This window comes from Paenibacillus sp. GbtcB18 (assembly GCF_019091125.1).
GTDB lineage: Bacteria > Bacillota > Bacilli > Paenibacillales > NBRC-103111 > Paenibacillus_F > Paenibacillus_F chitinolyticus.
Map to the genome: position 1 here is coordinate 1 of NZ_JAGXJX010000011.1, position 24117 is coordinate 24117.

Below are 24117 nucleotides of genomic sequence, written 5' to 3' on the forward strand. Positions count from 1 at the left end.
CGTGGTGGAACGGCAGACACGCTATCTTGAGGGGGTAGTGCCCAATGGGCGTGAGGGTTCAAATCCCTCCGACCGCACCATCAAATCCTCATGCGGACGTGGCGGAATTGGCAGACGCGCTAGATTCAGGTTCTAGTGGTGTAACAGCCGTGGAGGTTCGAGTCCTCTCGTCCGCATCACGCATCAATAAAAAGGTTTCTGATCTGCTTTTTCTGGCAGAGCAGGAACCTTTTTATTGATCATTCTTTTTTACTGTAGTCAGAGTCGGCAAGCCGGGTGGAATTAAAGGTTTTTATTCCTGATTCCTCCAGGCTTTTTTGTTTTATATTAACAATGTGAATTTCAAGCAAATTGCGTAAACGTTTTAACAAACGTTTGGTTGGGAAAAGGAAGTTTTTAATGAGGGAAACAACGGGTTAACCTTTCTTGTTTTTTTGAGGAGTGGCTGAAAGTTGGATTCTAATGAAAGCTGTATGTTTTTTCCTGAGGTCTACTCGATATCAATGAAAAACTTGGTTTTATGAGGGAATATAGGACGTTTTTACTAGATTTTAATAACAATTTAGCTAAATATCGAAGAAATACCTAAAATAAAAGGTTATGTATGAAAAATGTAAACGCTTTATTATTTTTGTTTTTATAAAAAAACTATTGTAATCTTATTGGGAACGTACTAGAATAAAACTAGAAATTGCGTAACCGTTTTCATTAAATAAAATGATGAATTAGATTCATAGCTTTTATTGTCTAAGGGAAAATATTGAGAAAACGTTATGACATTAAATTAAAGGAAGGGGGGTGGCTAAGACGAACAAGGAAATTACCATCAAGGACGTGGCCAAGCAAGCGGGTGTATCTGTCGCTACGGTATCCCGAGTGATGAATGGACGGGATCGCGTAAGTGAAGCCACTCGCAAGAAAATACTCAAAATAGTCGAAGAGATGAACTTTGTGCCGAATACGATGGCGGCATCGATGGTCAATAAAAAAACCAACATGCTCTCCGTCGTGGTGCCGGAGATTCAGAATCCCTTCTACACTGCAGTCATTGGCGGTATGGTAGAGGTAGCCAAGAAGGAAGGCTTCTTCACTCTAGTCGTCGCTACGAATAGTGACGAGGCGGAGGAGGAAGAATTTTTTGAAAGCTTCCTTGGGAAAAATGTGGATGGGATTATCTTAATCGGTACGCATAAGGATGCAGATTTTTACCGGAATATTCGCAAGCCAACTATCCTTGTAGACCGTTATATCAACGATTGCGGCCACGACGGTGTCTTAATCGATAACTTCCGTGGCGCTTACGAAGCGACCAAGCACTTCGTGGACTATGGTCATGAACGCATTGCCATTATAGACGGGGCGCATGATTTTAACGACGGCAAGGACCGTTATTGGGGGTATCATCAAGCCATGTATGAGAGCGGCCTGACACCCGATCCTTCCTATCATAAGCAGGGGAATTGGGTGGAAGAGGATGGCTACCGATTTACAATGGAGCTTCTGCAATCTGAGCAGCCACCGACAGCCATATTTGCGGCTAATAACGTCATCTGCACGGGTGCGATTAAAGCGATACGCGATTTGAATCTCCGAATCGGAGAGGATATATCTTTAATTGGGTTCGACGAGAACGAGCTTGCTCAATTCGTGCAGCCAAGAGTGACCGTGGTTAGCAGACCGACAAGAGAGATGGGAATTCAAGCGGCGGAGATGCTCATTCAAAAAATCAAGGGAAAGCCTAAAGAACAGACGAAGCTGAAGAAAATGATATTGGATGTTGAATTGAAGAAATTCGGCTCAGTCAAAAGACTGAAGACGTAATACTGGGGGAAGAGCCATGGCGAAGATCTTGGTAGTGGGCAGCATGAATATGGACATTGTCACACAGGTTGAACGTCACCCGATTCCCGGCGAAACGATACAGGGCAACGAGACCCGTTTCTTCATTGGAGGCAAAGGAGCTAATCAGGCGGTTGCCGCTTCCCGCTCTGGAGTTACGGTCGCTATGGCCGGTGGACTGGGCGTGGATTCATTTGGCGCCGACATACGCAGGGGATTGGCGGAGGATAACATTATTCTTGATTATGTTGCCGATCAGCCCTGTATGACGGGGCTTGCTTTGATTACAGTAGATGGGGCCGGCGAGAACAATATTATATTATCCTCCGGCGCTAATGGAAGATATAGCGCGGAAGAGATTGATCAATTGGATCTTTCAGGTTTCGACGTCATCTTGCTGCAAAATGAAATATCATCGGCAGCCAATCAAAGGGTGCTGGATAAAGCGGCAGAGATGCATATTCCGGTATTTATGAATCCGGCTCCAATTGACGGGTTTGACCGGAGCCAACTGCGCAAGGTTGCTTTCCTCATTCTGAATGAGGTCGAGGCGGAGGTGCTAAGCGGCATCCGTATCGAAGGAAGCAGCCAAGCGCTGGAGGCCGGGAAGAAACTGCTGAATGACGGCATTCCTCATCTTATTATTACTTTGGGAAGCAAAGGATCTATCTATATGGACCAATCGGGAAGTCAAATCACATTTCCCGCATTTTCAGTTGACGCAGTGGATACGACAGCGGCAGGAGACACCTTCATTGGAGCATTCGCAGCTAAATATGTAACGGGAGCGGAGCTGCATGATTGTCTGCGCTACGCGACAGCGGCATCGGCGCTGGCTGTAGCTCAACCAGGCGCTCAGAGCTCGATTCCGACAGATGATCAGGTACAGTCGTTTCTTACGGCATAGAACAATAGCTCAATAAGGCCGCTATAAAAAGGCAATATACGGGGTTTCTTTCCTGGAAAGGGACACCTGTAGTCTTGGACTTTGATGATTTAACGCTTAGTCTTGTTAAAGTTATCCAAAAAGCAGTTGGGTAAGGTGAATAGGAGGTCTAAAGATGAGGCATCCGGTTTTGAAAATGGAAGGCATCAGCAAAGAGTTCCCAGGGGTCAAAGCGTTATCCGGTGTTAACTTTGAGCTGTATCCGGGTGAAGTTCATGCGCTTATGGGGGAAAACGGAGCAGGAAAGTCTACACTGATGAAAATTTTGTCCGGCGTATATTCACCGACGCAAGGAACGATCAGACTGAAGGGCAAGGAAGTAACATTCGGCAGCCCGCTTGATGCCCAGCGGCAAGGCGTGTCCATTATCCATCAGGAATTCAATTTGTTTTCCAATCTGACAGCCGCGGAAAATATATTTATCGACCGTCCGGAAATGGTCGGCAGATTCGGACGGATACAATGGTCCAAAATGTATGACGAGGCGCAGCGTTTGGTTGATTCGATCGGGGGAGGCGAAATTGATGTCCGCAAGGAGGTCCGGCATCTCGGAGTCCACAGCCAGCAAGTAATCGAGATTGCGAAAGCGCTTTCTTTTAAGGCGGATGTGCTCATTATGGATGAACCGTCGGCGGCGCTCCCGGAAAACGAAGTGAAAAAAATGTTCGACGTGGTTAACCGGCTTCGGGCGCAAGGCGTTGCCATCGTGTATGTCTCCCACCGCATGAAGGAAATATTTGAAATCGCGGACAAGGTAACGGTGCTGAGGGATGGAGCCAAGATTGATACCCGAGGGATTGAAGAGGTTACCGAACAGAACTTGATTCAAATGATGGTGGGCAAAGAGGTCGGCCAGTTGTATCCGGTAAGAGAGCAGAAGCACGGTCAAGAGGTTGTGCTGAAGGTGGAGCAGTTGTCGCTCGATTCCGCGCACCGTGTATCTTTTGAGCTGAGAAAGGGAGAGATAGTAGGGCTGTTCGGCGTTCCGGGTTCGGGCACGCATACGATTGCCGAGCGTTTATTCGGTCTAAGGCGGGGAACGGGTGACATCATTGTTCGTGGCACAGCGGTGAAAATCAATAGCCCGAGCCAGGCCAAAGCGAAGAAGATTGCTTACGTTCCGCCGGATCGTCACCGTCAAGGCATCATAAAACCGATGTCAATCCGGCAAAATTTATCGCTCCCGATACTGCCCCAGCTTTCAAAGTATACGGTGTTGGACGAGGCGCGAATTAAAGAAATGAGCGGGGAGTATATGGAGAAGCTTCGGATTAAAGCACCCCATGACGGACAAAGCGTAGATTTTCTGAGTGGCGGCAATCAGCAGAAGGTCGTGATTGGCAAATGGCTTGCAGCGAACCCGGATATTCTTATTCTGGAAGAGCCTACTCGGGGAGTTGACGTCGGTGCGAAGGCGGAGATCTACAATATTATTCATCAATTGGCTCAGGAAGGCTTGAGCATCCTGCTGATTTCGTCCGAAATGCCGGAGGTGATCGGACTCAGCGATCGGATCCTGGTGCTGCACAAAGGCACAATCGTCCATGAATTTGCACATGGTGAGGCAGACCAGGAACAACTGCTGCAGCGTGCTTCACATCCGCTCCCGGAAGGAGGCCTCTTATGAAACGCCTGCTAAATGTGCATGAAGCGCCTATCATCTTATTTACCATTCTCGTCACGCTGTTGTTTTCAATCATTTCACCTGACTTTTTGCAATTCGAAAATATAAGGCTGATTGTGGATCAGAACATCTCCATGTTTATTGTGGCGATAGGGATGACGATGGTCATTCTTCTGGGGGGCATGGATTTATCGGTCGGCTCCGTGCTGGCTGTGACAGCGACATCTGTCGGGTTGTTCCTCAGCCATGGCCTTCATCCATGGCTTGCAGCCGCTATGGGGATATGCATCGGGGTGCTATGCGGCATGGTCAATGGCTATTTCATCGCTGTGAGGAAAATACCGGACATCATCGTCACCCTGGCCACCATGTACATCTTCAGGGGGATTGCGGTAGGCATCAGCGGGGGAACCTGGATGACGAACTTTCCGGAAGGATTTCGATTTTTCGAACAAGGATATTTGCTCGGCATTCCCTTTCCGTTGCTGACAGCCGTCATTCTCATAGCGATCTTCATCTATTTAATGAAATTCACCCGCGTGGGCCGAAGAATCTACTCGATCGGAGGCAACGGTCCGGCAGCCAAGCTTGCGGGAATCAGTATAGCCCGAACCAAGTTTAAGGTTTATGTATTAACCGGCTTGCTGGTCGGAATCGCTTCCGTTATCTTCGCAGCAAAGGTAGGAAGTGTGCAAGCCTCGACAGCAGGCAGCGGTTTGGCGTTTGAAGTCATGGCAGCCGTTCTTATCGGCGGGGGAAGTATATTCGGGGGCGTCGGTACTATAGCCGGAACGATGCTGGGTGTACTCTTCATGGGCATCGTTAAAAACGGACTCATTATATCCAAGGTTTCTCCATTCTGGGTCGATGCCGCAACTGGTTTTCTGATTATTCTGGCAATTGTTATTAACACGCTGCAGCGTATACGGCAAAACAAAGGAAAAGAGGGGGATTTGGTATGAGTGCATGGACAAGCCGGTTCCCGCTTCGGGGAAATAAGCTAATCGTTCAAATGGTGCTGTTGCTCGTCATTATCGTGCTGTTCAGCTTCTTGTCTCCCTATTTCCTGACCGTCACCAACTTTATGAATGTGCTGAACCAGATGGTTGAAGTAGGGCTGATCGCCATTCCGATGACCATGATCATCATATCCGGTGCGATGGATCTATCGGTTGGCTCCATTCTGGCTTTCTCCGCTGTATGTATGGGAGTCGCGTATGAGCGGGGCATCGATATATGGATCAGTGTGATCATTGGACTGCTGGCCGGCTTGCTGTGCGGAGCCGTTAATGGTTATCTGATCGCGAGGCACCGCATGCAGGCTATTGTCGTCACCATTGGCATGCTCGTGATGCTGCGGGGGCTGGTTTACGTGATCAATCAGGGGAGACCCATAAGCGGTTTTCCGGATGCTTTCTACTTTATGGGCCAGCAATATATCGGCGTTGTTCCGGTTAATGCGATTTTCCTTGTGGTGATGTTCCTGTTGGCCAACTTTGTAATGAAAAAAACCAGATTCAGCACCTATGTGTACGGGATTGGCAACAATGAAGAGGTTGTCCGCTACTCCGGCATCTCGGTCGTACGCATCCGATTCATCCTGTTTATGCTTAGCGGATTGTTCTCTGCCTTAGCGGGTATATTTCTGGTGTCGCGTCTGGCAAGCGCCGAGGCGACATCGGGTACCAATATAGAGCTCGACGTGATTACAGCGACTTTGATTGGAGGCACACATATTTTTGGAGGAAGGGGAAGTCTTTCAGGGACATTTGTCGGGCTGCTGATCATTGTGTTTTTGCGTAATGGATTGAATCTATTAGGTGTATCCGTGCTTTACCAGGCAGTCATTTTAGGAGCGCTGCTTCTGCTTGCTGTAGGAAATAAAAAATTCAATGGAGAGTGAAACCTATGAAAAAGCTGGCATTGACGTTACTAACGGGTGTATTGGCTCTGAATTTGGCAGCATGCGGAAGTACAAGCGGGAACCAAACGGGTAACGGAGGCAAACCGAACCAGGGAGCTTCCGGCTCAAAAACGTACTTTATGAATCCAAAGTCCATCGGCCCTGCTTATTGGGCGGCGGCTGAAAAGGGTGCCAAGAAAGCGGCAGCCGATTTGAAGGTAGAAGTTCTGTTCAATGCGCCGACAGAGGCGGATTCCTCCAAGCAAATTAATATGATCCAGGATATGCTGACCCGCAAAGTAAGCGGCATCGGCGTATCGCCTAATGATGCGAAAGCGGTAGGCCCCGTGTTCAAAAAAGCGGCAGGTCAAGGCGTCAACATTGTGACTTGGGACAGCGATGCGCCGGGCACAGATCGCCAATATTATGTAGCTCCGGCCACTGACCAAGAAGTGGGGGAGCTTCTGGCCAAAACGATCGGAGAAGAAATCGGCGGTAAAGGACAGGTAGCGTTCATGGTAGCCGGCCTCGGCTCACAAAACCAGATTGCGAAATCCAATGCGGCTAAAGCCTATTTTACAGCCAAATATCCGGATATTAAGGTCGTGACGACTGTTGCGAGCGACGACGATCAACAGAAGGCGTATGCCAATGCGCAAAATCTGCTACAAACTTACCCTGATCTGAAAGGCATTATCGGATTTGCAGGCGGCGAACCTACGGCTGCTGCGGAGGTAGTAGAGCAAGCTGTAAAGGCAGGCACTTTAAAGAAAAACCAAGTTGCCATTACAGGCATTGCCGTGCCGAGCGTCGTGAAAAATTATATCAAGAGCGGCACGATCAAAACGGATATTATTTGGGATCCGGGCAAGCTGGCTTATGTAACGGTCTACATTATGGATCAGCTGGCTCAAGGCAAGGAAATCAAGGACGGCATGGAGATTCCGACGATAGGGACTGTGAAAGTAGACGGACAAAGTGTATTTATTGGCACGCTTGAAGTCACGAACGATAATGTGGACAGCTTTGATTTCTAATAATACCCCTGTTAGGAGGCGGCCTTAATGGAGTATAAGGTGCAGATAGAAGAGTTGACGGAGGAGGCTTTTGCTCCCTATGGCAAAGTAGTGGATCTACCGGCGATTGATCCCTCCAAATCCGGGGATGGGTGGGATTGCTGGAGTTATGTGCAAATGCTGGACGTATGGGAGCCGATCGGATTTGGCCTTGTGGTCACCAAGCGTCGCGAATTTGCCGTAACGGCAATGGAGAGGCATGTCAGTCGGGAAGAGCTGCTGCTTACCTTTGATCGTGAGATTGTACAGCCGGTAGCATTGTGCAAGGACATCGACGATCCTGATGAAAGTCCCGACCCGTCCACCGTCAAGTGCTTTCGAATTAAGCCCGGGCAAGCTATCGTCATCCATCGGGGGGTCTGGCATAGTCCGGCTTACCCGGCTGCGGACGATGCCCGTTATATGTTCGGCATTGAAAAGAAGAAGGATAAATTCGGCGATGAAATGATTAATCCGTGGGTTGATTTTATTGACGGGAGCACCGTTCGATTCGAATAAGCGAGCAGGCACGGCTCCTGATGCGCTTGCTTACACACTTGCGGATTCATGCTGTATCGGGAGAGTGCTGCCAAAAGGAGAGAGAGAGATGGACCGAGAACAGAGAGTAATGGAATGGATCGAGAATCATCAAGATGAAATTATTCATTTTTTACAGCAACTCATTCAAATTCCGAGCGTCAACCCCTGGTTTTTCGAGGAACCGGCGCCATCCAAAGAGAAGGACCTTCAACAATTTATTGCCGGCAAGCTGGAGAAGCTCGGCGCGGACATCGAAATCTGGGAGCCTGTCGCCGATGAGCTGAAGCAATATGAAGGCATGGCGGGCTATTATCCGGGAAGAGATTTTACGGGCAGACCCAATTTGGCGGCTACGTTTGGCAAAGGAACGGAAGGCAAGTCCCTGCTCTTGTTTGGTCATATTGACGTCGTCATGGCAGGCTCAAAATGGACGGTCGATCCGTTCGAGGGCCAAGTTATCGATGGGAAGATGTACGGCCGCGGCACCGTTGATATGAAGGGCGGAGTCGCAGCCATGATTATGGCTGTCGAAGCTATACTTCGCAGCGGGTTTAAGCTTAAAGGGCCGGTTATCGTCGGTACGGTTGTCGATGAGGAAGCGGGAGGCATGGGGGCACTTGATTTTATTCACCACGGCTATCGAGCGGATGCTTGCATTTTAACGGAACCGACCTCGCTGACGATTGCCCCCCTTTGCCGCGGGATTTTATGGGGAAAAATCAAGATCCAAGGTCGCAGCGGCCATATTGAGATGCCGCAAGCGGATTGGCAGGACGGCGGCGCGGTTGATGCGATTAAGAAAGCGAGATATATTTTGGAGCATCTGGACCACTTGAATGAGAAATGGGCTGTCAGCAAGACCCATCCATACTTGTCTATCCCGTGTCAGGTGCATGTCGCGCAATTAAACGCCGGGGAATACCCGACCTCCTTCGCGAATGAGGCCGAAATCGTATTCAATGCGCAATACTTGCCTTCGGAACGTGACGAGAAGCTTGTAGGCGGCAAAGTAAAGAAGGAATTGACTGATTTTCTACGCGAGGTATCGGAATCGGATCCTTGGTTGTGCAAACATATGCCGGAAATCGAATGGCTGGTGGATGCCGATTGTGCGGAAACGGATGTGGCACATCCCTTTGTTCAGACCTGTGTACAATCCTTGAAGGCCATTGGAGAGGAAGGCAAAATCGAAGGACTGGGCTTCCATACCGATATGGGCTGGCCGGTGAATGTCGGCATTCCGACCGTTAACTTTGGACCTGGCGACCCAAGCCTTGCCCATCATAGCGACGAATTTACACCTGTCGATGAAGTGATTCAAGCGGTCAAAATGATTGCCAAAACGATTGTGGACTGGTGTGAAATCGAGGAAGCGTAAAAACGGGATCAAGACGGCCTGCAGGTGTAGGGTCTGGTGATATAAAAAAACACGGAGGTACTTGAACTGATGAAAATCTTATTTGTTGGCGAATCCTGGGTTGTGCATATGATTCATACGAAAGGTTATGACAGTTTTACCTCGACCAAGTACGAGGAGGGTGCAACCTATTTGCTGTCCTGTCTGCGTCAGGAGGGAATTGACGTTACCTATATGCCTGCGCATGAAGTGCAGGTACGTTTTCCTCAATCGCTGGAAGAGCTCAAAATCTATGATGCGATTGTGCTGAGTGACGTAGGTGCAAACACATTCCTGCTCCAAAATCCAACCTTCTATCAAATGCAAATCATTCCGAACGCCCTTGATCTTGTGAAGCAGTATGTCGCTGAGGGAGGCGGCCTGCTGATGGTCGGCGGTTACCTGACCTTCATGGGGATAGAAGGAAAAGCCAATTATAGAAATACGATATTGGCCGATGTGCTGCCGGTTGTCATGATGGATAAAGATGATCGGGTAGAGATGCCGAGCGGCTTCTCGCCTGTCGTATCGCAGCCGCATCCATTGGTAAACGATTTGGGAGAATGGCCTAGGCTGCTAGGTTATAATAAGTTGTCCGCTAAACCGGGGGCAGAGGAACTGCTAAGCCATGAAGGCGATGCTATTCTGACGGTTGGAACTTACGGCCAGGGAAAGACGGCGGCGTTTGCAAGCGATTGTTCGCCCCACTGGGGATCGTTGGAGTTTATGAATTGGGAGAACTATTCGGCCTTTTGGTCCAAGCTTATTAAGTATCTGAAATAATGGAGCAGTGAACATTCCCATACACCACTAGAACCCGCTGGCTCAAGGTTAGCAGGTTCTAGTGGTGTAACAGCCGTGGAGGTTCGAGTCCTCTCGCCCGCGTCATGCATTCAACAACGAAGAAAGCCTTGAGCAATCAAGGCTTTTTCTGTTTTATTTTTTAAACGGCAGGAATGTAGTGAAGAGGTTTGTTTTGTTCGTTTTCGTTTGAATGAACATTTTCATACCTAAAGGGAAGTCCTTTCTGCTATAATGAAGAAGGAACGGATTCTTCTAAATTAATAAATCCGGACCGGAGTTTTCTCCGATGACGGATTCAAGGATGAGATACAAACCTGTACGGAGTGATTCCATAAGGAAAAAGCTTTTTCTGCGTATGATAATGCGGACAAGGGATCTTTTTTCAAGGGAACAAAAGAAGCTAGCATGGGCCGGGTGCCGCCTGCGGACGATGCCTGAGCCTGCGAGAATCTAACGGTCGAGGTGGATGAACGATGGAGCAAGGCAAAGAGCAACCCCCAATTTATCCGGATGTGGTGACTTTCGGAGAGTCGATGGCCCTACTGATGCCGGATTCGGGAAAAGGAATTGAGTATTCACCGCAGCTGACCACTTCGTTCGGCGGGGCCGAAAGCAATGTGGCGATCGGTCTTGCGCGGCTCGGGCATCGTGTCGGGTGGTTCGGACGCTTGGGGAAAGATCCTTTCGGCCGGATGGTGCTCAAAAAAATACGCGGCGAAGGCGTAGACGTCTCCAGGGCCGTGTTAGCGCCTGAGGCGCCGACGGGTTTGATGCTGCGGGAAGCGGTATCGGGCAAAGCCTCCGTCTACTACTACCGCAAAAATTCGGCTATGAGCCTGATGAAGCCGGGCGATCTGGCAGAAGATTATATAGCCGGGGCCAAGATTCTGCATGTAACCGGCATTACGTGCGCGCTGAGCGAAAGCTGTAAAGAAGCGGTGATTGCTGCCGTCCGCACGGCCAAACGGCACGGAGTGAAAGTCTGCTTCGACCCGAACCTGCGGCTTAAGCTATGGGGGATCGGAGAAGCCAGAGAAACTTTGCTGGCCCTGGCGGAGGAGGTCGATTATTTTCTCCCGGGTCTGGATGAGCTTCAGCTTCTTTACGAGACGGAAGATTTCGACGAGATCGTCGGAAAACTGAGCAAGCTTCGGGCCGTGACAGTGCTTAAAGGCGGCGACAATGAAACCTTCCTGATCGAAGGGGGCCGCGTGTCTTCCATTCCTTTTGTCAAAGCGGAGCGGGTCGTCGATACGGTCGGGGCCGGGGACGGCTTCTGTGCCGGCTTCCTGTCCGGCATTCTCCAGGGGAAGAGCCATCTGGAAGCGGTCGAGCTGGGCAGTCTGCTCGGTTCCCTGCTCGTTCAGGCTCCGGGAGACTGGGAAGGCCTTCCGACGCGCGAGGAAGTCGATGCCGTGCTTCAGGGAAGCCGTCATATCGAACGCTGAATGCTGCGTTGTTTTGCCGCTGAGTCTGATTGAGGTTCATACGGCATTTCAGATAGAAGGCGTATCCGCCGCCTCATACTTGCGGAAACTGATTTTACCGACAGAGAGAGGATGAACTGACCCCATGAAAAAAATACAGCTGATCCAAAAAATTACGGAACAGGGCGTAGTCGCCGTTCTGAGAGGCAAGACGCCGGACGAAGTCGTCGAAGCCGCCGAACAGGCCATCGAAGGGGGCATCAAAGTCATCGAAGTGACGATGACGGTGCCGTTTGCGCTCCAGGCCATTGAAAAGCTGGCCAAAACCTACAGCAGCACGGCGCAGGACGCGTCCAAATTCGCCATCATCGGCGTAGGTACCGTCCTGGACCCGGAAACGGCGAGAGCGGCCATTTTGAGCGGCTCGGAGTTCGTGGTGGGGCCTTCGCTGAATCCGGCGACCGTGGCGCTCTGCAACCGGTACCGCGTGCCGGTGATGCCGGGCACGATGACCGTCAAAGAGATCCAGGAAGCGCTGGAGCTCGGCGTGGATATCGTGAAGCTGTTCCCGGGCAACTTGTACGAGCCGTCCGTGATCAAGGCCATCAAGGGGCCTCTGCCGCAGGCTAACATCATGCCGACCGGGGGCGTATCCCTGGACAATCTCGCCGATTGGATCAAAGCGGGCGCCGTTGCCGTCGGGATCGGTTCGGACCTGACGACGGAAGCGTCCAAAACCGGCGATTTCAGCCTGATCGCGAAGAAAGCGGCTCAATATACGCAGGCTTTCAAAGAGGCTAAAGCGGCTCTTTCCTGAGAGTAACGGACGGAGCGGGCGTTCGATGTGTGATTGACCTCCGCGTCTTCTGCGATCTACACCGCTTACTGGAGTGGGCGATGTGAAAAGAGAAGAGGGCAGTTGGGTAGGCGCGAGCCATTCGGGTAAAGAGGGAAGGGACCGGAGAAGACTCCGGTTCTTTCTTTTTTAGGTGCGGAAATGGCGCTTTTTTCTTGTTTGCAGGGGGTGTAAAAAATTGGATTGAAATTTAAGCGGAAAAGGGATTGAGTTTTCATTAATTATTTGTTATGATATCTCTTGTCGATTCGGAAATGTTTCGAACGAAAGTTTGCGGAAGTGGCTCAGCGGTAGAGCATCGCCTTGCCAAGGCGAGGGTCGCGGGTTCGATTCCCGTCTTCCGCTCCAACCACCTTTGCGGGTGTAGTTCAATGGTAGAACTCCAGCCTTCCAAGCTGGTAGCGTGGGTTCGATTCCCATCACCCGCTTACAAAGATCATAAAAAAATCCCCTTGCCTAGCAAGGGGATTTTTTTACTGGTAAACTAATATAACAACGAAGATCTTCTGACTAATTGGCAGCACAGAACTAACAGTTATAGTTTAGTGATTTGCTTGTGGTCGATAACTCTTATGTCTAATACGGTTACCTCCAATACTACCAAGTGTAGGAGGGAAAGCAATGTTTGCTGCTCTAGCTACAATCGTATGTTTGTTTCTTACGGCAGGAGGACTATATATATTTATGAAAAATAAAACAAACATATTGGTCAGGGTAATAGGCGGTGGAGCTGTTGCAGTAGGAATTTTAGGGGCTCTTTGGGCTAACACAGTTTTAAGTATATAACAACAAAAAGAATCCTCTCTTAGGAGAGGGTTCTTTTTGTTTAAAAAATAGTTATGGCCAGATTACCCATCTTTTTTGTTTACTGCCTTCTAGCCCTCTGCCGTATATGCAACATTTACCGCCCTGTGCCGTTTAACTGGGTAAGTAAGTTACTGGGGGGTGTCTTATGCGGCGGAACAAATGGATAGGGCTGTCCGGCGGACTTGTCATCTTAGTGATGGCTGTGGCCGGGGCCGCCTCGCTTTGGCTTCCTTCAGCCGAGCTTAAGCCGGAGAAAGTGCTACTCAACTGGGACGGACGCATCATCGAGGTGCCGCAAGCGGATTCCCGGTATCAACGTCTGGTGGACGATGCCGAAGCAGTGATAGAATCTACAGCGAAGGGGCCCTGCAAGTGTACGGCCGAGCTGACCGGGGATGTGCCGGACAAGCCCGGGCTGCTTCTTCTGCTGCCGCCCGGCCAATCGGTCCGCATCCGGAAGGAGCTTCCGGTAGCCTCGCGGGTCAATGACGTCCGCAGGCTCTACGTGCCGTTTCAAGACGGCGAGGATTCGCACCGGATGGAGCTGGACGGAGGGGTATATGAAGTGAGCGGCGAGAGCCTGAATGCCCTTAAAAAAACTGCCGCCGAAGCTGCTCGAAACTTCCGAGAGGAATAAGCTGGGCCGGGAAGCGGAGCTGTGATACGATAGGCGTTGAAGAAGACGGAAACGGCCGGAGAAGGAAAGCGGACATCCGGCGGTTCGGATCGGCAAAGCAGAGAGACCCCGGACCGGAGAGTAAACGAACGTCCCTGAACGAATGATCCAAGGAGGCGGAGAATGACTGAAAAAAGACGATCGCGCGGCAGAAAATGGCTTCTGGCGCTGGTGATCTTTATACTCGCCGCCGAAATTGCGGCGGCATTCTATTTGCGGCCGTACGGACCGGACCGCGCGGCGGTCGAGGCCATGCGAAGCGGCGGCGGTGTTACCGTTACGGACAGCAAGGATGTAACGGTCTACGAAGGCGCAGAGCCGAAGGAGCCCGGCGTGATCTTCTACCCGGGCGGTCTGGTGAAGCCGGAGAGCTACGCGCCTCTGGCCCGGGAGCTGGCTCGGCGCGGGCACCGCACGGTGGTCGTCAAAATGCCGCTGAATTTGGCGGTATTGGGAGGCGGCCGTGCTTCGGCGGTGCTGGAGGCTCGTCCCGGGGAGTCCTTCGTCATCGGTGGGCATTCGCTCGGCGGCGTGATGGCGGCCCGCTATGCGGCGGAGCATCCGGAAGGGCTGCGGGGCGTGTTTTTCCTGGCGTCGTACGCCGATGACAAAGGAAGCCTCCGGGACAAAGGGCTTCCGGTTCTCTCCGTGACCGGTTCGGAGGACGGCGTGCTGAATCGCGACAGCTTCGAGAAGAACAAGAAGAACTTGCCGGAGGACGCCAAGTTTTTGACCCTGCCGGGAGGCAACCACGGCCAATTCGGCAGTTACGGCCCTCAGAAGGGCGACCATGCGGCCTTGATTTCACCGGAGGAGCAGACGCGCCGGACGGCCGAAGCGATTACAGATTGGATGACCGGAATCCGGGAGAAGGGGAAGAACTGACACATGACAAACGATAACAACGGGCAAAAAAAGCGGGTGAACCCGGAAATGCTCCGTCTGCTCCGCTTCGGGGCAGTGGGAGTCGGCAATACGGCGGTGGACTGGGCCGTGTTCTGGCTGCTGTTCTCGGGCCTGAATCTGCATTACGGAGCGGCTCAGACGGTCTCGTACTTGTGCGGAACCTTGAACAGCTACCTTTGGAACCGGAAGTGGACATTCGCCAGCAAAGAACCGGTGCGGGTAGCGGAAGCATTGAAGTTCCTTCTGGTCAACGGACTGTGCCTGGGGCTGTCTTACCTGCTGCTCTATGTGTGCAGCGATGTGCTGGGCTGGAACATGCTGTTTAGCAAGCTGACGGTGACGGTTCTTCTGCTGTTGGTGAATTACGCAGCCAGTAAATGGTGGGTTTTCGCACCGGGCGAAAAGCGTAAGGAAGGCGAATCATTGGAGCCTTAATTCGGACAGAAAATTCGCCGGATTTTAGACCAGACGGCGGAGGATTTTTGCAGTATAATGGACCTGAACTTCTGTAACGGATAAAAGATTTCTTCTTTTGTCCGTCTTCTTTTACCCAACGCGTAAGCGCAAACATTTTGCTGACGAAGCCGGAAAACAGCACCGGCTCAAAGGAGAGCTACCGACGTGCAGGCCAAGACCCGCTCCTGGAACCGTTTTACCCCGACCCGTAAACATCTTTGGATCGCGACTCTCGAAGGGGCTCCGGCCACGGTGGTTCAAACCCTTCTCAACGGTCCGTTCCTGACGGGTTATTTGCTCTATCTCGGCGCAACGTCCGCACAGATCGGACTTGTGCTCGCCATGACAACGATTGTGAACGTGGGTCAGATTCTGATGGCTTTTTTCATGCAGAGATGGAAAAACCGGAAGCTGCAGATTCTCATCTTCGGAGGGCTTCACCGGATTCTGTGGGCGGCAACGGGATTAATCCCGCTATTGTTGGACCGTGATTTGTGGATTCCGGCTTACATCGCCTTGTATACGTCGGCTTTTCTTTCGAACGCCTTCGGGGGTGTGGTCTGGTCCACGCTGATGGCGGATATGGTGCCGTCTTCGGTGAGAGCCCGCTATTTCGGCATCCGGAACATGATTCTGAACGCACTCGGAGCTCTGTGCCTGTTTACGGGCGGACAAATACTCGACAAGCTCGGTAACGAGGCGGGGTTTGAGGTTCTTTACCTGGTGATCGGTACGGCTGCGGCGCTCAATGTAATCGCTTACCTGTTCTATCCGAACCCGCCCTTCGAGCCTTCCGCGGAAAGCGGGCTTCTGCCCATGCTTACGCGCCCTATGAAAGATACTTCGTATATCAGGGCAACGGCGTTCCTGTCGTTCTGGCTGTTTTTGCAGGGGATTGCGGTGCCGCTCTTCTCGTATGTCATGCTGAAGCTGCTGCAGGTAAGCTATGAGACGATTTCCGTGCTGACGGTGCTGCAGACGGCTGTGATGATGATTTCTTTCTACGTCTGGGGAAATCTTAACGCGCGGTGGAGCAACCGTCGGCTTCTGTTCTGGACGCTCCCGCTTCTGTCGCTGTCGTGTCTGCTGTGGGGGATGCTCGCCTGGCTTCCGGCGCTTCCGGTGCTGATTGCGGTTCATATCCTGCTTGGAGCGGGGACCGGGGGATTCAACCAGCTGGCTTTCAATTTCATTATCGGGGATACGCCGAGGGGCGAGCGGCCGATGTTTATCGCCATGTACAACACCTTGACGGGACTGGCGGCTTTCCTGGGCCCTCTGCTCGGAGGCGTGCTGTACGAAAAGGCGGAAGGGCTGCCGCTCTGGGTTCAGCAGTACGGAATTGCCGCGGGAACGGGCACGATTATGCTCGTCCTGGCGCTGACCCTGGGGCGGAAGGTGCTTTAGACTATTATGGTATTTGTTACCGGGGGAAAAATTATACAAGCTGACACCGGTGATGCACCAATGCCAGCCTGTATAATTTAAGTAATTTGCTGAAAGATAAATAACATTATTATAAGTAAAAAGTATTTACTATCTAGGCGGTGTTGGTGGTGTTGGTCTCATGCTTCCTGTTCCGCCGCCTGGATCCATCATTTCATGTTTTGCATAAGCTGCGCTACCAAAGACTGAGAAAACAAATGCTGACAGTAAAACGAATGTAAAAAAATTCTTTTTCACGTATATTCCTCCTTTTATGTATTCGTTTTATAATATCATAATAAACAATAGTATTCAATTTTTCCCAATAATTTTTGGGTCCATTGTATCGGCACCCGGAACCCTCTACAATAAGAGCATAAGAACTCATTGGGAGACTAAAATGGAAGCATGGATACGAAAGATCGAGCGGGAGCTTCTTCCCGGTCTGGACTTTGAAAGCGAAAAGCCCTATGACCCCGTCGTGGTACATAAACTTCCCGCCCCTTGGCAGTTAGTCGGTGCGGGCAATTACGCGGTTGTCGTTTCGCATCCGGACATGCCCGGGCTGGTCGTTAAAGTATACGCCCCCGGAAGAGAGGGCTGGGAAGACGAGGTCGAAGTCTACCGCAAGCTGGGCGAGCACCCCGCGTACTCCCGCTGCCATTATGCGAAAAAGCCCTACCTCATCCTGAAACGGATGAACGGGAGGACGCTGTACGACTGTATCCGTTCGGGGATACGGATTCCGGAACGGGTCATTCTCGATATCGAAGAGGCGTGCGATTATGCGCGAAGACTGGGACTGGTGCCGCAGGATCTGCATGCCAAGAATGTCATGATGGAAGACGGCCGCGGGAAAGTGCTGGATGTTTCCGATTTTCTGGGCGACACGCCGGACACGATGTGGGAGGATATGAAGAAGGCCTACTATCGCCTGTATCTGCCGCTTCTGTCCAAGCGCCCCATTCCGATGCCGGACACGCTTCTGAACGGCGTACGCAAAAGCTACCGCTGGCTCCGCCGCAACTCCTCTTAGGAGGAAGTGGGATGAGCCAGCGCGGCTTTATGCTCCGCCGGACCAGGCGGTATACAGCCGGACGTCCGCATACGAAAAAGCCGCACCCTTAGCAAACGGGTGCGGCTTTTTTGGGCTCCGTGACGGAGGCCCGGTTCCGCGTCAGCGGCCGGCAGCGAAGGCTGCTTTAGGCTGCGCGCGGGCTTTTTCGATGCAAGAATAGAAGCTTACATGACGTCCCGGCGGCGGAATACCGTCCAGGTGAGTACGTTAAAGACGATAAAGTAAGCGGCCAGCACGAGGATCGAGAAAGTCATCGTCATGCCCGGGACAAGAGGCTGACCGTGGATGTAGCGGGTCAAATCCATGTTGGAGAACAACAGGTATTTGCTCCAGTCGTATCGGCTCAGAATCATGCTGACCGTGTTGCCCAGGAACATGATGCAGAGCGAGATCCCGATCGCCAGCGAGTTGCTGCGGAACAGGGTGGAGATCATGAAGGCAAGCGTGACGATCATGATCAGCTCCACGCATTTGAAGCCGTAGGTGCTCAGCATGTCGATGATGACGTTCTTCTCGACGATGGCTCCCATGTTGTTCAGCTCCAGCACGGTCGGGCTTGTTCCCGCACCGCCGTACAGCACCAGATTGATGACCAGAGCCGAGGTGAACAGCAGGAGCAGCATAAAGATCGAGAACTGGAAGCCCGCCGCATATTTGGCGAACACGATTTTCGATCTGGAGACGGGCCGGATCAGCAGCAGCTTGATCGTTCCGCTCGAGAACTCGCCGGACATGGCGTCGGCGGCAACGACTACGGTGAAGACGGTAATGACCGCAATGAGGCTGGACATGGAGCCGACGGCCTGCCATACGGCAGCCTGGTTCGGGGATATATCCCGGTTCAGATATTCCTGGGCCAGCTTGATCTGCTGATCCAAATCGGCCGCGTTGTCCGGGAAGTCCGCCTTGGTCTTCTCCAATTGCTCGATACGCTGAGTCTGTGCCTGGCGCCAGTCCGCACTGTTCATTCCTCTGGAATCGTAGTGGATCAGGAACGAAATCAGCCCGACCAGCCCGACAAGCAGGATGACCATAATCCAGGTCGTCAGCCGGCGGTAAATCTTCATATTTTCATTACGAATGAGATTAAGCAATTTGATCACTTCCCGTTATCTGCAAGAATTTGTCTTCGAGCGATTGCGTCAGCGGCTTCATCGCGTACAGGCGAAGACCCGCCTGGATAAGCAGAGCGCCGATGTCGGCGGCTCTTTCGCGTCCGATCGTAAGCTCGATGCCGTTCGGATGCGGAGTCACGTGCAGGTGCGGGTCGATTTCCTGCACCACCGCCTGCGCCGTCGCCGGATCGTTCACCTCGAAGAAGTAGGACGTCTCCTTCGGAGCAGCCCCTTCTCCGCGCAGGTCCTGCACGTCGACGAGTTTGCCCTGCTGGATGATGGCGACGCGGTCGCACATCAGCTCCATCTCCGACAGCAGGTGACTGGAGACGACGATGGCGATGCCTTCTTCGCGGGCCAGCCGGCGAAGGTAGTCGCGCAGCTCCCGGATGCCCGCCGGATCGAGACCGTTCGTCGGCTCGTCGAGAATGAGCAGGGACGGCCGGTGCAGCAGAGCCTGAGCGACGCCAAGCCGCTGGCGCATGCCGAGCGAGTAGGTCTTGACCTTCTCTTTGATGCGGTTTTTCAGTCCGACCAGCTCGACGACCTCGTCGATTCTGGACTGCGGGATGCCGCCCGGAAACATGCGGGCGTAATGCACGAGATTGTTCTGGCCCGAGAGGAATTTGTACATCTCGGGGTTTTCCACAATAGCGCCCACGTGCTTGATGGCGCCTTCGAAGTTTTTCTGGATCGACTGTCCGTGGATCACGATGTCACCTTTGTTCATTTTCATCAGACCGACGATCATGCGGATCAGTGTCGTTTTACCGGCCCCGTTCGGTCCCAGAAATCCGAAGACTTCGCCGGGATACACTTCGAAAGACAGGTCCTGGATAATCTTTTTGCCGCGAATTGTCTTGTTGACGCCGCGTATTTCCAATACGGGTTGATTGTTCATTTTTTTCTCTACCTCCACAAAATCCGTAATCCGTTATCGCTCGTGCAGTGCTCTCGGTTTCTCATTATATAGACCGTTCGTGTCCGGTTACACCGACTCAGGTCTAGGTTTGCTGCCCGACCTTGGTACAAAAAGGTCCCCGACCCCGACCGATCCAATGGAGAATTTATTTGTTATAATAGGCATACCCGAAAAAATGTAACCGCATACAAAGAGAGTGACGAAACGGGTGACAGCTAAAAAACAGGCTGTACGGAGGAGGAACAACGTGAAGAAATGGGCCCCGTCCAAGTGGACTGTCGGCCTCGCCGTGCTGTTTGCGCTGTTTGTGCTGCTGCTCGGCAGGTTTGCTTATACAAACGCCGAAATCAACGGGATTGTCCGGGACATAGAGGACCGCGGCCGTACCCCGGCTCCAGGCGGAAAGATGAAGCATGTGGTCATGATCTCCCAGGAGCTGGACAATCCTTTCTGGCGGACGATTGAAAAAGGGGCGAGGGACGCCGCGGAGCAGTATAACATCAAGCTGGAGTACAGCGGGCCTTACCGCAACAATATCGAAGAGCAGGCGGAGCTTTTCGGCAAGGCGATCGCCGGTAAGCCGGACGGGATTCTCATCCAGGGAATCCGCAGCGAAGCTTACAACAAACAGATCGACAAGGCAGTCGAACAAGGAATCGCCGTTCTGACTGTCGATACGGACAGCCCGGACAGCCGCAGGCTGAGCTATGTCGGCACCGATAATGTGGAATCCGGGCGGCAGCTTGGCGAGCTTGTGGCAAAAGCTTACGAAGGCCGCAGCGCGTCCATCGGCATGGTGATCGGCAGCTATGAGGCCGGCAACCAGCAGCAGCGGCTGGAAGGCTTCCGGTCGGTTGTGGACGCTGAACCGAATCTTAAAATCGTGGAGGTCGGCGTCTCCAACATCTCCCGGATCCAGGCAACCCAGGCCGCGGAGCACATACTGCGCAGCAGGGAAGGCATCAATGTGATGGTCGGCACGAGTGCGCTGGACGCGCTCGGTATTTTGCAGGCGTCCAAAAGCTTGAATAAACAGGAGCAGGTCCGCATTTTCGGATTCGATGACCTGACGGAGACACGCGAGGCGCTGGCCCGCAAGGAAATTGAAGCCACGGTGATCCAAAAGCCGTATACGATGGGCTTCCGGTCGGTCGAAATGCTGAACCGCTATTTTCAGGGGGAAACGCTGCCAAGCGTTTCGTTTACCCGGATTGATATCTTGAATCCGCAAAATGTAGGAACGGCGGTGGCGCCGTGAGTATCCGCATGAAGCTGTTCCTGTTTATTCCGGCACTTGTCATTTTGATGAATTCGGTTACGTTTTTTATTTATCAGAGCGGACGAACGATACAGGGGAGTTATCATTTGACGATGGACCGCATTTTGCTCTACAAGGAAATTGCCCATAAAACGGAGGAAAGCTTGCGGTCCCTCAGCAGCTACCTGATCAACCTGAACGGAGAAGGCCGCGGAGCATTCGTCGCGCTCCAGGAGGAGCTGAGCAGCCTTCAGGGCAAGCTGGAGTCGGACGCAAGAAGCGAGGAGGACAGCTTCGCGCGGAGGAATTACGCAAACATGCTCGGCACCTATCTGGCGGCGGCTGATTCCGTTCTTGCGGCGGTGGAGAGCAAAGACATGCAAAGATACCTCCAGCGGTACGAAGAGGCGGACAAAACCGCCGGGTACATCAAGGCGGAACATCAGAATCTGGTGGATATGGAGCTGAGCTTCTACCAGCCTCTCTACAAGCAGATGCTGCTTAAAACCGGCGAAATGAATATGCTCGGCCAAACGCTTGTCGCGGTGAACATGCTGCTTAGTCTGGTTTTCGCCATCTGGCTGTCCCAGAGCATCACAAAGCCGATCGGGCGTCTGGTGCATGCCGCCAGGCAAATGTCCAAGGGCCATCTTGACACGGCCCCGCCGCCCGTGCAGAACGAAGACGAGATTGGCATATTGACGCTCGCTTTCGGGCATATGCAGGTCAATTTGAAAGAACTCATTGCGAAGAACCAGGCCAATATGGAGAAGGACAGACTTGTAAAAGAGCTGGAGATTAAAGCGCTGCAAAGCCAGATCAATCCCCACTTCTTGTTCAATACGCTGAATGTCCTGTCCAAGCTGGCCCTCCTGGAAGGAGCCGAGAAAACAAGCGACCTGACGGTGTCGGTGTCCAATCTGCTCCGCTATAATCTCCGCAAGCTGGATCAGCCGGTCAGCCTTCGCGAGGAAGTCGATCACGCGCGGGAATACTTCGCGATCCAGCAGTCCCGCTTCCGGGACCGGATCTCGTTCGAGACGGACATCGACGAGCGGGCCCTGGAACAGCAGATTCCGTGTCTGACGCTTCAGCCGCTGTTGGAAAATGCCTTCATGCACGGGATCGAAAGCATGGAGGAGGGAGCTTTCATCCGGCTCGGCATCATGAAGACCGGGGAGAACGTCCGCGTCACCGTGGCGGATAACGGAGCGGGGATGAACGAGGAGACCCGGCTTCATTTGCTCCGTTACGGATCGGGGGCCGGTGACGATGCGGGGCTTGCTGCGCGTGAAGAGATTTCAGCCGGAGAAGAGGAAGGAGTGCGGCGGTCCGAAGCGCCCTCCGGGGATGACTTCAGCCGCACGGGAAGGAAACCGTCCACGGGGCTCGGGACGCAAAATGTATTCCGGCGCCTGCAGCTTTTTTACGGAACGGACGGATTAATTGAAATTGAGAGTGCTCCCGGAAAAGGCACGACCGTGGTGCTTACACTTCCGGAAATGACCGGACAGCGTGCCGGGTTAAGGGGGGAAGCCTGTGTACCGCTTGCTGATCGCGGATGACGAGGCGCTCGAACGAGAAGGGCTGGAATGGATGATATCACGCTCCATGCCCGGCGTATTCGAGGTGATCCATGCCGAAAACGGGCGGACGGCCATTCAGCGCGCCGAGCGGCACCGGCCGGATATCGTGCTGATGGATATTAAAATGCCGGGAATCGAGGGGCTGGAAGCGCTGCGCCGCATCAAAGAAATCCATCCCCGGATGAAGCTTGTGCTCGTCACGGCCTATGATTATTTCTCGTATGCCAAGCAGGCCTTGGAGATCGGAGTCCGGGACTATATGTTGAAACCCGCGAAGCGGGAACAGATGATTGGACTCCTGACTTCACTTGTGCAAGAATTAAAGGAAGAGCATGTCCGCCGGGAAGAAGAACTGAAGACTACGGAAAAACTGGCCCGTCTGGAACCTTTGGCGGAGAGCGAGCTGGCTATGCATCTGATGCGTGAGCGGACTTCGGAAACCGGGGAGAGCGATCTGCTGGAGCTGTTGGACCTGCCTGCCGACCCTTCGGGTTACGCGCTGGTTCTTTCATTCGAGGAAGAGGAGGCGAACCGCGTAAGCGGCGGACCGGGACTCTGGGGAAGCGGCGGAGAGAACGGGGACACGGCTTCCCGGAAGCATATGTACGACGCGGTCAAAAGCTGGTGCCGCACGCGTTACACGTGCGTGGTCAGCCCGCTCGTGGGCCGTCACCTGGCTGTTTTTGTGATCCGGCCCATTCCGCCTGCCGCATCAGCGGAGGCCGCCGAGCCTGCCGCAGCCGCGGGCAAACTGCACAGCTACGTGAGCGGTCGGCTTGGCCGGCGGGTGACCGTCGGCGCCGGCAGGGCGCATCACGGCCTGACCGGGCTGCGCCGGTCCTACGCCGAAGCCTGCGCCGCCGCTATAAACGCGGACGAATCCGCGTTTGTCCGCGTTTATGACGGCGAGCCTGCAGGGGAAGGCCCGCCTTTCCTTGCCGGGAACGCCGCGGCGGGTCACGGCGTTCCCGGCGAGCTGGAGCTTGCCGCGCAGAGGCTGCTGAGCGAGCGCGAAGAGCGTACGACCTCCGTGCTGAAAGAGGCCAAGGATTGGATCGACGGGCACTTCGTCGAGGAGATTACGCTGGAGCAGGCGGCGGAGCGGGTGCATTTGAGCCCCCATTATTTCAGTAAAATGTTCAAGCGGCATATGGGGGCGACGTTCATCGATTATGTTACCCGCCTGCGCATCGAAAGGGCCAAAGAGCTCATGAAGAACGAGGAGCTAAGCTTGAAGGAAGTCTGCTTCGAGGCCGGCTACAAGGACCCCAACTACTTCAGCCGGGTATTCCGCAAAGTAACCGGGGTTTCCCCGACCGAATACCGGGGGCGTTAGCTCCATGACGTTTTCCGGGGCCGACGACCGGCATGCGGCGCCCAGCGGGGCTCGGAGCCCGTGGCATGCGAAGGGACCACCGGCAGCCCGGCAGCAAACCGTGCAAGCTGCACAAACTAACGTGGTATAGCGGGATTTTGCGACAAGTACACACTCATAGAA

The 24117-nt window shown here is 52.9% G+C and carries 23 protein-coding genes and 3 tRNA genes; 23 read left to right on the plus strand and 3 right to left on the minus strand.

The annotated features are described in order from the left end of the window. The first annotated feature begins 92 nt into the window (after positions 1-92). From KVT34_RS25015 to KVT34_RS25105, 19 genes are all read left to right on the plus strand, one after another. Positions 93-176: transfer RNA gene (locus KVT34_RS25015), tRNA-Leu, on the plus strand. Positions 177-798: 622 nt separating this feature from the next. After that, complete coding sequence (locus KVT34_RS25020; protein WP_217562203.1) at positions 799-1821, plus strand: LacI family DNA-binding transcriptional regulator; 1023 nt, start codon at positions 799-801, stop codon at positions 1819-1821. A 16-nt stretch (positions 1822-1837) separates the two neighbouring features. Next, the gene (rbsK, locus tag KVT34_RS25025) at positions 1838-2746 is read left to right on the plus strand and encodes a ribokinase (protein WP_217562205.1); all 909 of its coding nucleotides are present in this window, start codon (positions 1838-1840) and stop codon (positions 2744-2746) included. 154 nt (positions 2747-2900) lie between these two features. Next, positions 2901-4412, plus strand: a complete 1512-nt coding sequence (locus tag KVT34_RS25030; RefSeq protein ID WP_217562207.1) for a sugar ABC transporter ATP-binding protein — start codon at positions 2901-2903, stop codon at positions 4410-4412. Further along, on the plus strand, positions 4409-5371 hold the full coding sequence (locus KVT34_RS25035; RefSeq protein WP_217562209.1) for an ABC transporter permease: 963 nt from the start codon (positions 4409-4411) through the stop codon (positions 5369-5371). The genes KVT34_RS25030 and KVT34_RS25035 overlap by 4 nt, the downstream gene beginning before the upstream one ends. Continuing rightward, on the plus strand, positions 5368-6312 hold the full coding sequence (locus KVT34_RS25040; protein ID WP_217562211.1) for an ABC transporter permease: 945 nt from the start codon (positions 5368-5370) through the stop codon (positions 6310-6312). Before KVT34_RS25035 ends, KVT34_RS25040 begins: the two co-directional genes overlap by 4 nt. A gap of 5 nt (positions 6313-6317) precedes the next feature. Beyond that, on the plus strand, positions 6318-7349 hold the full coding sequence (locus tag KVT34_RS25045) for an autoinducer 2 ABC transporter substrate-binding protein (protein WP_217562213.1): 1032 nt from the start codon (positions 6318-6320) through the stop codon (positions 7347-7349). Between the two features lie 27 nt (positions 7350-7376). Then, complete coding sequence (locus KVT34_RS25050) at positions 7377-7886, plus strand: ureidoglycolate lyase (protein WP_217562215.1); 510 nt, start codon at positions 7377-7379, stop codon at positions 7884-7886. 88 nt (positions 7887-7974) lie between these two features. After that, complete coding sequence (locus KVT34_RS25055) at positions 7975-9285, plus strand: ArgE/DapE family deacylase (protein WP_217562217.1); 1311 nt, start codon at positions 7975-7977, stop codon at positions 9283-9285. Between the two features lie 69 nt (positions 9286-9354). Further along, a complete protein-coding gene (locus KVT34_RS25060; protein WP_217562219.1) occupies positions 9355-10086 on the plus strand; it encodes a glutamine amidotransferase in 732 nt (243 codons plus the stop codon). A 494-nt stretch (positions 10087-10580) separates the two neighbouring features. Then, positions 10581-11555 carry a sugar kinase gene (locus KVT34_RS25065; protein ID WP_217562221.1) on the plus strand — a complete coding sequence of 325 codons (975 nt, stop codon included), beginning with the start codon at positions 10581-10583 and terminating at the stop codon, positions 11553-11555. Positions 11556-11679: 124 nt separating this feature from the next. Continuing rightward, complete coding sequence (locus tag KVT34_RS25070; protein ID WP_042229882.1) at positions 11680-12351, plus strand: bifunctional 2-keto-4-hydroxyglutarate aldolase/2-keto-3-deoxy-6-phosphogluconate aldolase; 672 nt, start codon at positions 11680-11682, stop codon at positions 12349-12351. Between the two features lie 312 nt (positions 12352-12663). Continuing rightward, positions 12664-12738: transfer RNA gene (locus KVT34_RS25075), tRNA-Gly, on the plus strand. Between the two features lie 9 nt (positions 12739-12747). After that, positions 12748-12818 (plus strand) — tRNA-Gly (locus KVT34_RS25080). Between the two features lie 193 nt (positions 12819-13011). Further along, the gene (locus KVT34_RS25085) at positions 13012-13176 is read left to right on the plus strand and encodes a hypothetical protein (protein ID WP_217562223.1); all 165 of its coding nucleotides are present in this window, start codon (positions 13012-13014) and stop codon (positions 13174-13176) included. 166 nt (positions 13177-13342) lie between these two features. Further along, a complete protein-coding gene (locus KVT34_RS25090) occupies positions 13343-13834 on the plus strand; it encodes a hypothetical protein (RefSeq protein WP_217562225.1) in 492 nt (163 codons plus the stop codon). 162 nt (positions 13835-13996) lie between these two features. Then, entirely contained in the window at positions 13997-14758 is a 762-nt protein-coding gene (locus tag KVT34_RS25095; RefSeq protein ID WP_217562227.1) for an alpha/beta hydrolase, read from the plus strand. Between the two features lie 3 nt (positions 14759-14761). Then, positions 14762-15214 (plus strand): GtrA family protein, encoded by a 453-nt coding sequence (locus KVT34_RS25100; RefSeq protein WP_217562229.1) that lies wholly within the window; start codon positions 14762-14764, stop codon positions 15212-15214. 186 nt (positions 15215-15400) lie between these two features. Further along, positions 15401-16642: an MFS transporter gene (locus KVT34_RS25105; protein ID WP_217562231.1), complete on the plus strand. Its 1242-nt coding sequence runs from the start codon at positions 15401-15403 to the stop codon at positions 16640-16642. 129 nt (positions 16643-16771) lie between these two features. Here the strand turns inward: KVT34_RS25105 and KVT34_RS25110 are convergent, their stop codons facing one another. Continuing rightward, positions 16772-16918: a hypothetical protein gene (locus tag KVT34_RS25110; protein WP_217562233.1), complete on the minus strand. Its 147-nt coding sequence runs from the start codon at positions 16916-16918 to the stop codon at positions 16772-16774. A gap of 142 nt (positions 16919-17060) precedes the next feature. Between KVT34_RS25110 and KVT34_RS25115 the strand changes: the two genes are divergently transcribed. Next, positions 17061-17696: a serine/threonine-protein kinase gene (locus KVT34_RS25115; protein WP_217562235.1), complete on the plus strand. Its 636-nt coding sequence runs from the start codon at positions 17061-17063 to the stop codon at positions 17694-17696. A 206-nt stretch (positions 17697-17902) separates the two neighbouring features. On the opposite strand, the gene KVT34_RS25120 is transcribed toward KVT34_RS25115, so the two are convergent. Next, on the minus strand, positions 17903-18832 hold the full coding sequence (locus KVT34_RS25120) for an ABC transporter permease (protein WP_217562237.1): 930 nt from the start codon (positions 18830-18832) through the stop codon (positions 17903-17905). Continuing rightward, entirely contained in the window at positions 18825-19754 is a 930-nt protein-coding gene (locus KVT34_RS25125) for an ABC transporter ATP-binding protein (protein WP_217562239.1), read from the minus strand. Before KVT34_RS25125 ends, KVT34_RS25120 begins: the two co-directional genes overlap by 8 nt. A 268-nt stretch (positions 19755-20022) precedes the next feature. Here KVT34_RS25125 and KVT34_RS25130 point away from each other — a divergent pair, with 268 nt between their 5' ends. From KVT34_RS25130 to KVT34_RS25140, 3 genes are read left to right on the plus strand one after another with little or no spacing between them, the layout of a single operon-like run. Beyond that, positions 20023-21033 carry a substrate-binding domain-containing protein gene (locus tag KVT34_RS25130; RefSeq protein ID WP_217562241.1) on the plus strand — a complete coding sequence of 337 codons (1011 nt, stop codon included), beginning with the start codon at positions 20023-20025 and terminating at the stop codon, positions 21031-21033. Beyond that, a complete protein-coding gene (locus tag KVT34_RS25135) occupies positions 21030-22598 on the plus strand; it encodes a sensor histidine kinase (protein WP_217562243.1) in 1569 nt (522 codons plus the stop codon). The genes KVT34_RS25130 and KVT34_RS25135 overlap by 4 nt, the downstream gene beginning before the upstream one ends. Beyond that, complete coding sequence (locus KVT34_RS25140) at positions 22573-23955, plus strand: response regulator (protein WP_217562245.1); 1383 nt, start codon at positions 22573-22575, stop codon at positions 23953-23955. The genes KVT34_RS25135 and KVT34_RS25140 overlap by 26 nt, the downstream gene beginning before the upstream one ends. The last annotated feature ends 162 nt before the right edge of the window (positions 23956-24117 follow it).